This window comes from Bacillus sp. AFS040349, assembly GCF_002577655.1.
Lineage (GTDB): Bacteria > Bacillota > Bacilli > Bacillales > Bacillaceae > Metabacillus.
Map to the genome: position 1 here is coordinate 1 of NZ_NUMC01000034.1, position 14897 is coordinate 14897.

14 protein-coding genes are annotated in these 14897 nt (G+C 35.4%); 7 read left to right on the forward strand and 7 right to left on the reverse strand.

The genetic code is table 11. The annotated features are described in order from the left end of the window. Both COD11_RS08845 and COD11_RS08850 read left to right on the forward strand, forming a co-directional pair. Window positions 1–1132: MutS-related protein (locus COD11_RS08845; protein WP_483296281.1), on the forward strand; the 1132-nt coding region annotated here is incomplete at its 5' end. A gap of 193 nt (window positions 1133–1325) precedes the next feature. Continuing rightward, window positions 1326–2654 carry an FAD-dependent oxidoreductase gene (locus COD11_RS08850; protein WP_098796403.1) on the forward strand — a complete coding sequence of 443 codons (1329 nt, stop codon included), beginning with the start codon at window positions 1326–1328 and terminating at the stop codon, window positions 2652–2654. A 40-nt stretch (window positions 2655–2694) separates the two neighbouring features. Here the strand turns inward: COD11_RS08850 and xylE are convergent, their stop codons facing one another. Next, entirely contained in the window at window positions 2695–4098 is a 1404-nt protein-coding gene (xylE, locus tag COD11_RS08855) for a D-xylose transporter XylE (RefSeq protein WP_098796404.1), read from the reverse strand. A 470-nt stretch (window positions 4099–4568) separates the two neighbouring features. Between xylE and fumC the strand changes: the two genes are divergently transcribed. Continuing rightward, entirely contained in the window at window positions 4569–5954 is a 1386-nt protein-coding gene (gene fumC, locus COD11_RS08860) for a class II fumarate hydratase (protein ID WP_098796405.1), read from the forward strand. Between the two features lie 47 nt (window positions 5955–6001). On the opposite strand, the gene COD11_RS08865 is transcribed toward fumC, so the two are convergent. Both COD11_RS08865 and COD11_RS08870 read right to left on the reverse strand, forming a co-directional pair. After that, a complete protein-coding gene (locus tag COD11_RS08865) occupies window positions 6002–7327 on the reverse strand; it encodes a sensor histidine kinase (RefSeq protein ID WP_098796406.1) in 1326 nt (441 codons plus the stop codon). Next, complete coding sequence (locus tag COD11_RS08870) at window positions 7324–7998, reverse strand: response regulator transcription factor (protein ID WP_098796407.1); 675 nt, start codon at window positions 7996–7998, stop codon at window positions 7324–7326. The genes COD11_RS08865 and COD11_RS08870 overlap by 4 nt, the downstream gene beginning before the upstream one ends. A gap of 304 nt (window positions 7999–8302) precedes the next feature. Here COD11_RS08870 and COD11_RS08875 point away from each other — a divergent pair, with 304 nt between their 5' ends. The 3 genes from COD11_RS08875 to COD11_RS08885 all read left to right on the forward strand — a co-directional run bounded on the left by COD11_RS08875 (window position 8303) and on the right by COD11_RS08885 (window position 11737). After that, window positions 8303–9532, forward strand: a complete 1230-nt coding sequence (locus tag COD11_RS08875) for a S1C family serine protease (protein ID WP_098796408.1) — start codon at window positions 8303–8305, stop codon at window positions 9530–9532. Between the two features lie 268 nt (window positions 9533–9800). Beyond that, on the forward strand, window positions 9801–11276 hold the full coding sequence (locus tag COD11_RS08880) for a PAS domain S-box protein (RefSeq protein ID WP_098796409.1): 1476 nt from the start codon (window positions 9801–9803) through the stop codon (window positions 11274–11276). A gap of 20 nt (window positions 11277–11296) precedes the next feature. Next, window positions 11297–11737 (forward strand): GNAT family N-acetyltransferase, encoded by a 441-nt coding sequence (locus tag COD11_RS08885; protein ID WP_098796410.1) that lies wholly within the window; start codon window positions 11297–11299, stop codon window positions 11735–11737. A 53-nt stretch (window positions 11738–11790) separates the two neighbouring features. Here the strand turns inward: COD11_RS08885 and COD11_RS08890 are convergent, their stop codons facing one another. Further along, entirely contained in the window at window positions 11791–12615 is an 825-nt protein-coding gene (locus COD11_RS08890) for a manganese catalase (RefSeq protein ID WP_098796411.1), read from the reverse strand. A 146-nt stretch (window positions 12616–12761) separates the two neighbouring features. On the opposite strand from COD11_RS08890, the gene COD11_RS08895 reads away from it, so the two are divergent. After that, complete coding sequence (locus COD11_RS08895; protein WP_098796412.1) at window positions 12762–13553, forward strand: DUF2935 domain-containing protein; 792 nt, start codon at window positions 12762–12764, stop codon at window positions 13551–13553. Between the two features lie 41 nt (window positions 13554–13594). Here the strand turns inward: COD11_RS08895 and COD11_RS08900 are convergent, their stop codons facing one another. Genes COD11_RS08900 through COD11_RS08910 form a run of 3 tightly spaced genes read right to left on the reverse strand, consistent with a single transcriptional unit; the run spans window position 13595 to window position 14844 of the window. Further along, window positions 13595–13912, reverse strand: coding sequence for a DMT family transporter (locus COD11_RS08900; protein ID WP_098796454.1), 318 nt, complete (start codon window positions 13910–13912; stop codon window positions 13595–13597). A 2-nt stretch (window positions 13913–13914) separates the two neighbouring features. After that, window positions 13915–14262, reverse strand: coding sequence for a DMT family transporter (locus COD11_RS08905; protein ID WP_098796413.1), 348 nt, complete (start codon window positions 14260–14262; stop codon window positions 13915–13917). A 15-nt stretch (window positions 14263–14277) separates the two neighbouring features. Continuing rightward, window positions 14278–14844 carry a TetR/AcrR family transcriptional regulator gene (locus tag COD11_RS08910; protein ID WP_098796414.1) on the reverse strand — a complete coding sequence of 189 codons (567 nt, stop codon included), beginning with the start codon at window positions 14842–14844 and terminating at the stop codon, window positions 14278–14280. Window positions 14845–14897: the final 53 nt, after the last annotated feature.

Consider the following 14897-nt stretch of genomic DNA (forward strand, 5'->3'; position numbering starts at 1 on the left):
AAGTTTTGACAATACGCTAATTAACATAGAGGGAATGGTATCTTATGACTTTATTTTTGCTAAAGCAAAGTTAAGTCAATCGATGAAAGGAAATGAAGTCCAAATAAAGCAGTATGAAGGCTTCCAGATATTCAATGCCAGACATCCTTTATTAGGATTGAATGCTGTTCCTTTAACTTTGTCATTAGGCCAAGAATATATGGCACTTGTCATCACAGGTCCTAACACAGGAGGTAAAACAGTCACAATAAAAATGGTTGGCTTGTTATCAATGATGGTTCAATCAGGTCTTCATGTACCGGCTGACTCTTTCAGTACGTTTAGCATTGTAAAAAACATCTTTGTTGATATTGGTGATCATCAAAGCATCGAGCATTCATTAAGCACGTTTTCATCACATATTCGAAATGTGATTGATATTTTGAGACAATCACGTGAAGATACTCTTGTTATTTTAGATGAGATTGGCTCAGGAACAGATCCACGTGAAGGAATGGGATTAGCCATTTCTATACTAGAAGAAATCTATAACTCAGGCGCTATGCTAATTGCTACAACCCATTACAGTGAAATAAAAGATTATGCCGAAAAAGCAGAAGGCTTTCAAAATGGATCAATGGATTTTGATATTTATACTCTTCAACCTCTTTATAAACTGATTGTAGGGAAAGGAGGGGAAAGCCAGGCATTCTCGATTGCGCAGAAGCTTGGTATGCCCGCCAATATTATTAACCGGGCAAAAGAGATTTCCAACTCCCGTTCAACAGAAGAAGTAGCGATTGTTCCTAAAACAAAGAATAGGAAAAAATCTGAACGTAAAATAGAAAAAGTAAGAAGTGAAAAGCATACAAAAAACTACCAAATAGGAGATGCAGTCTGGATTCCTCACCTTCATACAAAGGGAATTGTTGAAATGACAGCCAATGCTGTTGGAGAAATGAAGCTAATTGTAAAGGGAGAAAGAATGACGCTCAATCACAAGCGGGTAAAGCCTTTTATCCAAGCGGAGGAACTGTATCCGGATGAATATGACATGGACCAGGTTTTTGATGCCAAAGATGTTAGAAAGAAGAAAAAATTAATGGATCGTAAGTTTGTTGAAGGGCTAACAATTGATAGTGATCAAGAATAAATTGAAAAGGATAAAAGGTGCAACCTCACAAAAACAGGAGGATGCACCTTTTTAAAATAAGTTTGTGAAAAACTTCACAAAAAAGTATTGTCTTTTTGAAAAAAGTAAAATATAATAAAAACATCAAGTGAATGTGAAACATTTCACAAAAATATGTGAAAAACTTCACAATATAATTTAGGAGGAATACTAAATGAAAATTGCTGTTATTGGATGTACACACGCAGGCACTGCTGCTGTTTCAAATATGATTAAGCTTTACCCGGAGGCAGAAATTACAGTTTACGAAAAAAACGATAATATTTCTTTTTTATCTTGTGGGATTGCTTTACATGTTAGCGGAGTGGTGAAAGATCCTAATGGTTTATTTTATTGCTCTCCTGAAGAATTAGAAAAGCACGGCGTAAAGATGAAAATGAAGCATGAAGTATTAGATATTAACATTGAAAAGAAAACAATTGAGGCTCGTGATCTGACAGCGAATAAAAAAGTTGAAGATACATTTGACAAACTTGTCATGACAACAGGCTCTTGGCCAGTTATACCGAAAATAGAAGGAATTAATATGGAGAATGTCCTTTTATGTAAGAACTTCCACCATGCCAACACAATTATTGAAAAAGCAAAAGATGCACAAAACATTGTTGTAGTAGGTGCAGGATATATAGGGATCGAGTTGGTTGAAGCTTTTGAAATGAGTGGTAAGAATGTAACACTTATTGATGGAGAAGAAAGAATTTTAAGCAAATATTTAGATGAACCATTTACAAATATAGTAGAAAAAGATTTTCAGGATCGAGATATCCATTTAGCGTTAGGAGAAACAGTTACACGATTCACAGGAAAAGAAGGAAAAGTGTCTGCTGTTGAAACAACTAAAGGTCATTATGATGCTGACTTAGTTATCTTATGTATCGGTTTCCAGCCGAATACAGGATTAGTAAAAGGACAAGTCGATATGCTTACTAATGGTGCAATAAAAGTTGATGAGTATATGAGAACAAGTCATAAAGATGTGTTTGCTGCTGGAGATAGCTGTGCCATCCGTTACAATCCAACAGGTGATTATGCCTATATTCCACTTGCGACAAATGCAGTTCGTATGGGAACATTAGTAGCAAAAAACTTAGTGAAACCAACAATTAGATATATGGGAACACAAGGAACTTCTGGTATAAAAATCTATGATCAAAACATCGCAACAACAGGATTAACTGAAGCTTCAGCATTTCGTATGGGATTAAATGTGAAAAGTATCACAATCTTAGAGCATGACCGCCCAGAGTTTATGCCAACATTTGAAGACATTATGTTGAAAGTAGTGTATGAGGAAGATACGAAACGAATAGTCGGGGCTCAGGTCATGTCTAAAGTCGATGTGACACAGTCGATCAATACGTTATCTGTTTGTATTCAAAATAACATGACAATGGATGAATTAGGCTTTGTCGATTTCTTCTTCCAGCCGCATTATAATAAACCTTGGAATTTCTTGAATCAAGCTGGTTTACAAGCGATTTAAAGGCAAAAAACAGGCGTTGGTCTTAGCCAACGCCTGTTTTTTATGCACTATATTTATCTTGCTTTGTAATCCAAATATTTTCCATATCTTCTAATGTTCTACCTTTGGTTTCAGGAACAAACTTCCAAACAAAAATGGCTGAAAGTATACTCATTAAGCCATAAAATCCATATGTTAAACCACCACTATATTCCATCATCATCGGATACGTTGATGAGATGAAATAATTGGCAGCCCATTGCGCTGCAACTGCGATAGCAACTGCCTGCCCACGAATTTTGTTAGGGAATATTTCAGAGATTAAAACCCAGCAAATAGGTCCCCAGGACATCATGAAGGAAGCAGTATAGATAATAATGAAAATAAGTGTGCTGATCCCAATTACACCTGTAAATGCCATAGTAGAAACACCAATCATTCCTAATGCCATTCCAATTGATCCAATAATTAAGAGTGGTTTACGTCCCCACTTATCAACCGTTAAAATTGCTATAACTGTGAAAAACACATTAACAAGTCCCATTACAATGGTTTGTAACATAGAGGCATCTTTAGCAGCACCCATACTTTCAAAAATACGAGGAGCATAATATAAAGCAACATTGATTCCAACAAATTGTTGAAATATAGATAATAAAATACCAATAACAATGACAAGTTTTCCATATGAAAATAGCTTATCTTTAGGAATCCTAACCGTTTGCTTAATTTCAGATAATATTGATTTTGCTTCAGAAGATCCATTAATTTTCTCTAAAATTTGTAATGCTTTACTATCTTGTTTTTTCATAGCTAAGTAACGAGGTGTTTCAGGAACAAATAGTAAAAATACAGCAAATAGTAAAGCTGGAATTGCCTCTGATGCAAACATGTATCTCCAGCCAAGATCGTTAATCCATGCTAATGATTGACCTTTAGCAATTCCCCAGTTAACAAAGTATACAACTAGCATCCCAAAAATAATGGCAAATTGATTAAAAGAAACTAACCGACCACGAATATTTGCTGGAGCGATTTCACCAATATACATTGGACATATTGCGGAAGCCAGGCCAACACCAATACCTCCAATAATACGATAGATGTTAAAAGTAACTAATAAAGCTATAGAAGGTTCACCTTTTGTGAAAAATAAAAATTCAGGGTAAGCTGAGCCCAATGCCGAAACGATAAACAATGCTGCTGCGATTAATAATGATTTCTTTCGACCGAAGTTAGAAGCGAAATATCCAGAAATAAGTCCACCAATAATACATCCAATCAGTGCACTAGATGTTGTTATCCCATGTACAAAGGTATCAAGTCCGAGACTGTCAATAAAATAGGCTTCTAGAGACTTTTCAGCCCCAGATATAACAGCTGTATCATAACCGAAAAGTAAACCACCGAGTGTAGCTACAAGAGTAATGGCAATAATATAAATTGAATTTTGCTTTTTCATCATAAGTTTAAGAGGAATGATAACGCTTTATTAAAATAGTATAGATCATTATTCTTTACTATATATTCCTCTATCTCCTTTCTTATAGAAATGAAATTATGTATTAAGGTTTTACAACAATGTTTAAGATTTTATCAATAGCTAGATTAGTAGATTGAATTATTATTTTGCCCCCGAGTACTCATATTTGCTTATCCCTCCTGTTTAAATATGATTAGCTGTTATCGCTTTCACAATAATGTTAAGTAAGTGAATGATCATTAACTGTTTTCATTATAACAACTAAATCTTAGTTTGTCTAATGAATAAACTAAGATTTAAAGGAAAAATTTATTTAAAATTTAATCAATATGAAATAACATTAAATTCTTTGCTTACTGTATGAAACTAACAAGAAGTGTCATTACTTTTAAAATCACCAAAAAACCCATAAAATAGAAAAGTGAAGTGAATTTTTTTCGGAGGTGTGTTAGTTGGATTATCGTGTAGAGAAAGACACAATGGGAGAGATTCAAGTACCAGCTGAAAAGTATTGGGGAGCACAAACTCAACGCAGCAAGCAAAATTTTAAAATTGGTGGAGAAAAAATGCCAAACGAGGTTATTACTGGATTTGCCATTTTAAAAAGAAGTGCTGCAATTGTAAACGATTCACTTGGAAAATTACATAAAGAAAAGGCAGAGGCAATTATTAACGCTTGTGACGAAATCATAGAAGGAAAATTAAATGATCACTTTCCACTTGTTGTATGGCAAACAGGTAGTGGCACACAAAGTAATATGAATGTAAACGAAGTTGTAGCCAGAAGAGGAAATGAGCTTTTGAAGGAAAAAGGAATAAACGAAGTGATTCATCCAAATGATGATGTAAACATGAGTCAAAGTTCAAATGACACTTTTCCAACAGTAATGCATATTGCTGGAGTTTTAGCAGTAGAAAGTAAGCTTATGCCAGCAATTGATAAGCTGCATGCTACGTTAATTGAAAAAGAGAAGAGTTTTAAGGACATTGTGAAAATTGGACGTACTCATTTACAAGATGCTACACCATTAACATTGGGGCAGGAAATTAGTGGCTGGACACATATGCTATCGCAAACGAAGGAAATGATTTTGCAAGCAACCTCCTATATGAAAAATTTAGCTATAGGTGGAACAGCTGTTGGTACTGGTATTAATGCTCACCCTGAGTTCGGTAATCGTGTAGCTAAAGAAATAAGTGATTTTACAAATGAAAAATTTCAATCTTCGGTTAATAAATTTCATGCCTTAACAAGCCATGATGAAACGGTATATGCTCATGGAGCACTAAAGGCATTGGCTGCTAACTTAATGAAGATTGCAAATGATGTTCGTTGGTTAGCTAGTGGACCTAGATGTGGAATCGGTGAAATCACGATTCCGGAAAATGAACCAGGAAGCTCTATCATGCCAGGAAAAGTAAATCCAACTCAAAGTGAAGCATTAACAATGGTTGCTGTACAAGTAATGGGAAATGACGCGACTATTGGGTTTGCAGCAAGTCAGGGGAATTTTGAGTTGAATGTATTTAAGCCGGTTATCATTTATAACTTCTTACAATCAGTACAACTCCTTTCAGATGGAATTGTTTCGTTCCATGATAATTGTGCTGTTGGGATTGAGGCGAATACTCCAGTCATTGAAAAGTATGTGAAAGATTCATTAATGCTAGTTACCGCTTTAAATCCTCATATTGGTTATGAAAATGCAGCAAAAATTGCTAAGCTTGCTCATAAAGAAGGATTAACATTAAAAGAAGCTGCATTACAATTGAAACTACTTACTGAAGATCAATTTGATCAATATGTGAAGCCAGAAGAAATGACATACCCTAAATAATACAAAAGGAGATCTAACATTTGAGTTAGATCTCCTTTTTACAACGATTAACCTGTAGGAATTTCTAAATAGAAAGCTGCTCCATTTCTCTCGTTTGCTGCCCACACCTTAGATTCATGCAAATCTGCAATACGTTTAACAATGCTTAATCCAATTCCAAATTCCCCTTTTTGTCCTTTTTGAAAAGGTTCAAAAAGCTGTCCCATTATCTCTTTGTCAATAGCCGGTCCATCATTCCATAAGCTCAACGTAAGATGATGTTCTGATTTTGACATTGAAATTGAAATGGCTGTCTCAGCATAACGTAAGGAATTTTCAAGTAGGTTTTCAAGCAGCTTTTCCCACTGTTCTGAATCCCCCAAAATAGCTGCTTCTTCAACATTTAAATTCCAAGTAAGTTCGGGTTTTGCCCATTTAATTCGTTCCACTTCCTCGTGTATGAGTTGATCGAGGCGAAACGGAGCTTTTTTCGGCTTTCTTGTGGATAGAAAATCAAGCTTCGTTAAGTATAGTAAATCTTTTATTTTTTTCTCAAGCTTTTCTGATTCATCTTCTATAACATCCATTGTACTGGAAAGATCACCTTTCGGGAAAATACCGTCATTAACAGATCGAGCATACCCACGGATAACCATAACAGGTGTTTTTAAATCATGTGAAATATTTTGTAGAAGCGTTTGCTGAGCTTCGTCTTTCCTTACAAGATGCTGACGCATTTTTTCAATCATGTGCCCGAGTTTTCCAATTTCATCGTTTCGGTCTACTTCAACTGGTTCGTGCCAGGCTTGCTCAGAAATGTCTTTTACATGCTTTTCAAGCTTAACAAGTGGTTTTGATAAATACCTTGCTAGCCAAATCGACGGTATCCAGCTAAATAAAAAAACAACGGCCATGACAATCATGAGTTGTCGAAATAGGGTGAACACAAGATCATTCCGATAAGAATCCCATGAATAGGATAGTAAGTAACTAGGCTCACCGTTGATTGTTAGCTTATGAATCACATAAAAAAGTGTTTGATTTCGTAAATTCTTTTCATATCTTTCACTAGATGCTGTTTGCTGTGCAGCTAAATCCTGTGTTTGACGAATAAAATCAGCTGGTAGCTCTTCACTATATAAATAGTATCGACTTTGGATAGGTAAAAACAAATGGGAAACAGTACGGTCTTTTTGTTTGTCATTTTGCAGACTGTTTCCAGGATTACCGTATTCCATTAATACAAGCTGTTCATTTTCAATCGTTTTATAAATTTCTTTTGTGAAAAAGCTTCGTAAAGTGGTGGGGAAAAAAATCACTAATAATAATGAAATAACTAAAAGAATGCCTGAAAATACTACCCAAATTTGAAAGGCTAACGGTTTATTTTTCATCCCTTTAACATCCTGTAGCCAAATCCATAGATTGTTTCTAGTTTCAGTTCCGGCATTTTCTTTCTTAATCTTCGGACTAAATCATCAACAACTCGATCTGTTCCGAAATAATCTTCTCCCCAAATATTCGTTAGAATTTGCTCTCTAGAAAAAGCCTGACCTTGATTGTGTATAAACAATTGAAGCAGATCAAATTCCTTTGATGTTAAGTTAACTTCTTCATTATTAAAGTAAACAATTCTTACTTGCTCGTCTATTTCATAGGGAGTAAGAGTAATAACTTTACTAGATTCATTTGATTCTTCTATATATGTTCTTGATAATAGTTTTTGTGCTCGAATGACAAGTTCTCTTGGTAAAAAAGGTTTTGAAATATAATCATCACTACCAAGCTCCAACCCTAAAACACGATCAATATCAGCATCTCTAGCAGAGATAAAAATAACAGGAACGTTAGGTGACGCTGCTTTTATTTCACGAATTAATTGATATCCGTCAATATCAGGAAGCATAATATCCAGGATCCATAAATGAGGAGGCTTGTCTATTAGCTCTCTTGCCTGGGACCCGGTAAGGCAAGAGGTAACAGACCATTTTTCATTTTTGAGATACATGGTTAACAATTCATTTAAATTCTGTTCATCCTCGACTAAGTATACATTGTAACTCATCGTGTCACTTCCTTTCATCGCTATTATACAATGTTCTATTTCAATTCTTGATAAATTTCACAATTTCCCACAATTCTCTCATTATTATCCCAAACTCTTGTCATATAGTTAAGGTAAGCAAAAAAGCGAACACTTTAGGTGGACGTGATAAAAGGAGATAATGAAATGAGAGCTTTAATTTTTACAGGTGTTTCCCTTCTTTTTGTTTTACTCATTATAGGTGGGTTTGTAAGTTCTCAAGGCATCTAAATCATTTCACTGATTTTATAAAAGATAACGATTGATTATTATAGGAGGAAAAAATATGGGATATTATGATCAAACAGACATTACACGCGAACAGAAAAAAACAAAAAAAAGTATCAAACCAATTTTCTCTTCACTGCTAAGTGGAATTGTTGGTGGAGCATTAGTATTAGGTGTGACGACTTATACACAGGAGCAACAACCGACAGTAGAACAAAATACAGCTGCAGTTGAAGCTGTTACTCAAAATAATGATTCTGCCCCTAATGTCTCAACACAAGAACTATCTACAAATTCTAGCTCTATTGCTGATATCGTTGATAGCCTAACGCCAGCAATTGTTGGGATTACGAATATGCAAACACAAACAAGCAGAGATTTCTTTAACAGCTCATCAGAAAGTGTTGAAGCTGGAACAGGTTCAGGATTCATCTTTAAAAAAGAAGGTGATGTAGGATATATTTTAACAAATAACCACGTTATTGAAGGAGCACAATCAATTGAAGTAACTCTTTATAATGGAGAGAAAGTTCCAGCAGAGCTAGTTGGAACGGATGCATTAACTGACATAGCTGTACTCAAAATCGATGCAGAGCATGTTGAAGTTGTGGCAGATTTAGGTGATTCATCACAACTTCGTACAGGTGAAGATGTGATCGCAATTGGAAATCCATTAGGAGAAGAATTCTCAAGAACCGTAACACAAGGAATCATAAGCGGTATTGATCGAACAATTGATGTAACAACATCTGAAGGTAATTGGGCACTTGATGTTCTTCAAACAGATGCAGCAATTAATCCAGGTAACAGTGGAGGTCCATTAATAAACATGAGTGGACAGGTTATCGGAATTAATAGTTTAAAAATTAGTGATAGCGGTGTAGAAGGGCTAGGCTTTGCCATTCCGAGTAACGATGTAGTTCCTATTGCTGAAGAGCTATTGTCTAATGGAAAAATCCAACGTCCTTTCCTTGGTGTAGGATTAGTTGAGATGAGTGAGGTACCTCAATATTATTTACAACAAAACATGAGTCTACCTGAAGAAGTGACAGAAGGCGTTATTGTTGGGAATGTTTCACCAGCATCACCGGCAGATGAAGCAGGTCTCAAGCAACAAGATGTGATTGTCTCAATGAACGATCAAGAAATCACAAGTTCAAGTGATTTAAGAAAGTTTCTATACTCAGAAACGGAAATTGGTGAAGAAGTAAAAGTAACTCTTTACCGAGCAGGAGAAAAAATGACCGTTACGATTAAGCTTACAAACAAAGATAGTACAAATGCATAAAGCAATTTAGTAATAGGAATTGCTGTTACTCTTTATATAGATGTTTTACTAGCTGACACTTTCGCAATGATCTAACCCCCTCGGATCAATTGCGGAGTGTTGGCTTTTTATTTGTCTATTTTAACTTAAGCTTTTTCTAAAAAATTGAACAGTTTGAAAAATTTATAGTGTAAAATTAAAATAGACATTAGTTATTACTAATACGTATAAAATAAGAAACCGCATTTATTCATACATAAAATAGAAGAAGATACGGAAGGGGAGCATCATGAGTAGCACAATGAATAAAGGAAAGAGAGAGAAGCTAGATGAATTCATAAAGAATAGTAGTTTTTTTGATCAACAGTTTGCAAAATTAAAGCAGGAAGCTTACTATGCTATGGACTTAGAGGGAAATTATGTTAGAGTAAATAACGTTTGTGAAGAACTAACGGGATATTCGAAAGAAGAATTATATTGCTTAAGCTACAATGATCTCCTTGTAAGTAATAGTTTTGATTATGTTGACGAGGTTTTTCACAATACATTGAACGGTGACCTTCAGCATTATGAATGCAAGATTTATACAAAGGATAAAACACAGAAGGAAATAGAAGTAACAAATTCACCAATTATTTTTGATAACGAAGTGATTGGTGTTTACGGCATTGCAAAGGATATTACAAAGTTTAATAGTCAAAAATTAAAACTACAGGAAAGTGAACGTCTACACAGAAGTCTTATTGAACATTCCCCTGATGGAGTCATAATAACCCAAAACGGGAGGTTTGTATATGCGAACACAGTAGCATCGATCTTGTTAGGCGGCGAAAAGAAAGAAGATGTTATTAATAAGAATGTTCAGGATTTTATTCCAAAAATAGTAGAAAGCCATCTGATTAAATGTTTGAAAGAAGCAGAAGAAGACGGTGTTGCATCAGAACTTTATGAAGAGAAGTTGCTTCAATTAACAGATAAAGAGATTGATGTTGAAATTAAAGCCATTCCAACAATCTATCAAGGAGATAGAGCTGTTAATTTACTTATTAGAGATATTACTGAGAGAAAATTAGCACACGAAGTGATGGTTAACTCTGAAAAGCTTTCTGTCGCAGGTCAATTGGCAGCAGGGATTGCACATGAAATTCGAAATCCAATAACTGCTATTAAAGGGTTTTTGCAGTTAATGGAGAGTGGGAAGAGCTATAAGCAAGAATTTTTCTCGGTGATTTCAGCTGAAATTAATAGGATTGAAATAATCCTAAGCGAATTATTAGCTTTAGCAAAACCACAACTTGATAAATACTGCAATAAAGATATAAAAGGTATATTGCAACATGTAGTTGCGCTAACCAAATCACAGGCAATTTTACATGATGTACATATTCAAACGTCTTTCTCAAAGGATTCATTAGAGGTTTTATGTGATGAAAACAAATTAAAACAAGTGTTTATTAACTTTATTAAAAATGCAATTGAAGCAATGAGTTATACCAATGGTGGGATGATCTTAGTCAAAAGTGAAAAAGTTGGAGATCAATCTCTCATAATTAAAATTATTGACCAAGGACCAGGAATTCCCGATGAAATTCTTAAGAAAATAGGTGAGCCATTTTTTACTACAAAGGAAAATGGTACAGGATTGGGTGTAATGGTAAGCTTTGAGATTGTGAAGCAGCATGATGGTGAAGTGCAAATTAACAGTGATTCAAATGGGACAACCGTTTCTATCACTCTCCCGCTATCTTCATCATTAACTAGTTAGTCAAAGGAAGAGGAAAAGACATGGAAATTGTAACGAACCGATTAATAATTAAACCCTGTGAAGAGGAATTATTACCAGTGGAGATGGACAGAGGTCCACATGTTCAGCACTACTTGGAAGAAGTAGAAGTAGATTCTGATCTCAAAGGCTGGGGAGTATGGCTCGTTTTTCGTAAAGATGATGAACAATTGATCGGCGATATTGGATTTAAAGGAAAACCTGAAAATGGTATCGTGGAAGTAGGATATGGAATATTAAAAGAAGCACAAGGAAAAGGGTATGCAGCTGAAGCGGTTGAAGCACTCCTTAATTGGGCCTTCAAATCAGGAGAAGTACAAAAGGTGATAGCAGAATGCTTAAAGACCAATACTGCTTCTATTAAAGTTCTAGAAAAGTTATCTATGACAAAAGTGGAAGAAGACGAGCTTATGATGTACTGGGAAAGACATATTTTTCATTAACTTTTTACGAAAAAACATGAGGCAATCGGAATGTACCGATTGCCTCATGTTTTTTAACAGGCTCCTGGAGGAGTGTCATGATAAACAGGTGGTGCTGGGCGTGGAATTGGTTTTGGTGCATGTGGCTGTGGGTGTTGAACGTATTCGAATACACCTTGACCATCCATACTTGGACCGCTCGCCCAACGTCCCTTAGCACTTTCTTCTCCTCTTGAAAGATTCATAAATTTATAAGAAAATTGCTGTGCTTCAAGATTAATAGGGAATGTACTAGGTACAGTCTTTCCTTCCTTGGCCTCTAATTCAGCAATCGCAGCCAACCATTGATTTTGGTGCATTCTATCTCTAGCTATTAAAAACGAAAGCATATCCTTAACGCCACGATCATCTGTTGCTTCATATAAACGTACTGCTTGAAGCCTACCTTGTGACTCAGCATTTAAATTTGCTCTAAAATCAGCTAATAAGTTACCACTAGCAATGATGTAAGCTCCTTGCCATGGGACACCAACACTATTGACTGGGAGAGCACCTAATCCAGCTACAATGGCATGCTGTGGATTCATTCCGCCAAGAACCGCTTCAATAACTGGATCTTTTGCTGCTTCCTCTTGGTCCTTAAGTGGAGCGTTATCAAGTAACCTGCCAATCATTGTGGCGAGCATTTCAATATGTGCAAGCTCCTCAGTACCAATATCTAGAAGCATATCTTTATATTTACCAGGACATCTTGTTCCCCAACCTTGAAATAAGTATTGCATCGCAACAGAAATCTCTCCGTATTGACCACCTAATATTTCCTGAAGTTTTTTTGCATAAACGGCATCTGGACGATCGGGTTTCGCATTGTATTGAAGTTCCTTGATGTGATAAAACATGAAGAAACCCTCCTCATTTTTTTGGTATGAACATGGTTATGTATATTCTTCATCAAGGAGGATATGCTGCTTTTTTCAGGTTTATTTACTAATACAAGCCCTTTAGTCATAAAGTTTAAGGAATAACGATAGGGGAGAGGATGAAGATGAAAACATATGAGCAAGCGGCAGCGTTTGAACATCAGTTTTGGCTACAAGTTCTTGGAGATCATGCACGGTTTATTTTAAATGCTTTGTCAGTAAATGAGCAGAAGGATATAGAGAAGGCAAAGGAATTTAAAGATATATTTGACACATTATTAAAAAAATCAAGAGAACAAACGAACTTTGTTGCATTAACATTAGAAGCTGAAGAATATGCAAAAGAACTTCGTAAGTTTAAGCTCTCTATTATTGAAAGACATCTCGTTGAAAAAATGACCATACATCTTCCACCTTCATTTATAAATCATATGGTCAATGAGCTTGAAGAATATTTATTGGTTCTTTCTTATTTGAAAAAGAAGGAGAAGCCACCAATCTTTCACGAGCTTCATCACCATTTATTGTGGTTGTTAGATGCTGCAGGACATGCAGGAGCTATTTCGGACACACTAGACAGAGCTGAAAAGCAATTAAAGCAAAAGAGTGATGTTTTTACAAAAGACTTCGAGGATTTTTATTTAAAAGCAGTAGAATTATCAGGTTATTTACGAGCAAATGTGGACTCATTCCCAGCCTTAACCAAAATGAATAAAGATGTAAAGCTGGAGATTGAATTATTTAGAGGCTTTTTAGCGGAAATAGAGGAAATGGAATTAAATAATGAAATGCTTAGTACCTTTTCCCCACTAATGGCAGATCATATGATGAGGGAAGAATGCTATTACTTAATGAAGGTTGCAGAAGCTTCAAATACAGAAAAGCCAAATTGTGATCCGACTAAACCTAGAAGATAAAGTTAAGGCAGTGCATCAGATGCACTGCCTATTTCTAACGTCTAAGACGGTATAAATTTCAGACCAATTGTTGCTGAAATAATCATTGAGATAAATAATAATCTCTTCCACCCAGCAGGTTCTCCTAAAAAGAAGATGCCAAACAATGTACTGCCAACTGTTCCGATTCCCGTCCAGACAGCATAGGCTGTTCCCATTGAAATAGTTTGCATAGCTATGGTCAGAAAGAAAAAGCTAGTACCAAAACCTAAAGCTAGAAAAAATGCATTAAGCCAACTTTTTTGCATATTAAATCGGGCGATCGCAGCAACACCAGCAACTTCACAAAGGCCAGCTAAAATAAGGAATAACCAGTCCATCATTAAATCTCTCCTTTCGAAGAAGGGGTTTGGTGATCGTCTGTCACCATTTTCAGACCAACAACCCCTGCAATTAAGATTGCACAAAGTCCAACTTTAACCCAGTTAATTTCATGACTAAAAAAGAGAAGTTCAATAATAACAGTTCCAGTAGCCCCTAATCCGGTGAATACAGCATAAACAGTGCTAATCGGCAGTCGATTCGTTGCCTGAATTAATAGATAAAAACTAATAAGAATTGATATAACAGTCATGATCCATGCAAGCGTACTGTTAGCATGTTTTAAGCCTGTTACCCAACTAACTTCAAAAATAACGGCAAAATAAACAAGAAACCAATATTTGCCCATATGTCTTATCCTCCTTTAGTTGGATATACCTTTCCAATAAATATTCCAACAAGCATTTAACCGTCGCTGAAAACGTTCAAATCCACCATATAGAAGCTCGATTAATAAAGAATCGAATAGTCCGATATATGAAACAGCCACCTCTTTTAATGGAAATGCTAATTCAGGCTGATGACTTTGTAAATTATTGATAACGATTGATTCAACTTCATCGTAATAGGAATAAAGGCTGTCCATCACTTGTCCATGTAAATGTGACGGAGGTAAATACCCGTTTCTTAATAAAAATTTCATTGAAGCTTCTCTTTCATACCTTTGACAACTGTTTGTCAAAAAATGATAGAGCTTCGACCTTAATTCAAGTTTTTCATTTTCTGAAAAGTAAGTGAGGAGGTAGTTTTTCTCATCTTCAATTACCTCAGCTAAGATGGTCAGAAATAATTCATCTTTGTTTGTGAAATGAGAATAAATAGATTGCTTTTTTATCCCAACGTCGTTTGCTATTAATGATAGTGAGGTACCATCATAACCATGCATGGCGAATTGTTGTAATGCAGAATGTTTTATTTCAATTGCTGACATAGTGATCAACCTTCCTTACGTTCGTCAGTTTCAAATTATATACTGTCTTTTTA

Coding starts and splice junctions, on each gene's coding strand:
- COD11_RS08850 (WP_098796403.1), top strand. CDS start 1,326: ATGAAAATTGCTGTTATTGGATGTACACACGCAGGCACTGCTGCTGTT.
- COD11_RS08865 (WP_098796406.1), bottom strand. CDS start 7,327: ATGAAAAATAAACCGTTAGCCTTTCAAATTTGGGTAGTATTTTCAGGC.
- COD11_RS08905 (WP_098796413.1), bottom strand. CDS start 14,262: ATGGGCAAATATTGGTTTCTTGTTTATTTTGCCGTTATTTTTGAAGTT.
- COD11_RS08885 (WP_098796410.1), top strand. CDS start 11,297: ATGGAAATTGTAACGAACCGATTAATAATTAAACCCTGTGAAGAGGAA.
- COD11_RS08910 (WP_098796414.1), bottom strand. CDS start 14,844: ATGTCAGCAATTGAAATAAAACATTCTGCATTACAACAATTCGCCATG.
- COD11_RS08870 (WP_098796407.1), bottom strand. CDS start 7,998: ATGAGTTACAATGTATACTTAGTCGAGGATGAACAGAATTTAAATGAA.
- COD11_RS08900 (WP_098796454.1), bottom strand. CDS start 13,912: ATGGACTGGTTATTCCTTATTTTAGCTGGCCTTTGTGAAGTTGCTGGT.
- xylE (WP_098796404.1), bottom strand. CDS start 4,098: ATGATGAAAAAGCAAAATTCAATTTATATTATTGCCATTACTCTTGTA.
- COD11_RS08890 (WP_098796411.1), bottom strand. CDS start 12,615: ATGTTTTATCACATCAAGGAACTTCAATACAATGCGAAACCCGATCGT.
- COD11_RS08875 (WP_098796408.1), top strand. CDS start 8,303: ATGGGATATTATGATCAAACAGACATTACACGCGAACAGAAAAAAACA.
- COD11_RS08895 (WP_098796412.1), top strand. CDS start 12,762: ATGAAAACATATGAGCAAGCGGCAGCGTTTGAACATCAGTTTTGGCTA.
- COD11_RS08880 (WP_098796409.1), top strand. CDS start 9,801: ATGAGTAGCACAATGAATAAAGGAAAGAGAGAGAAGCTAGATGAATTC.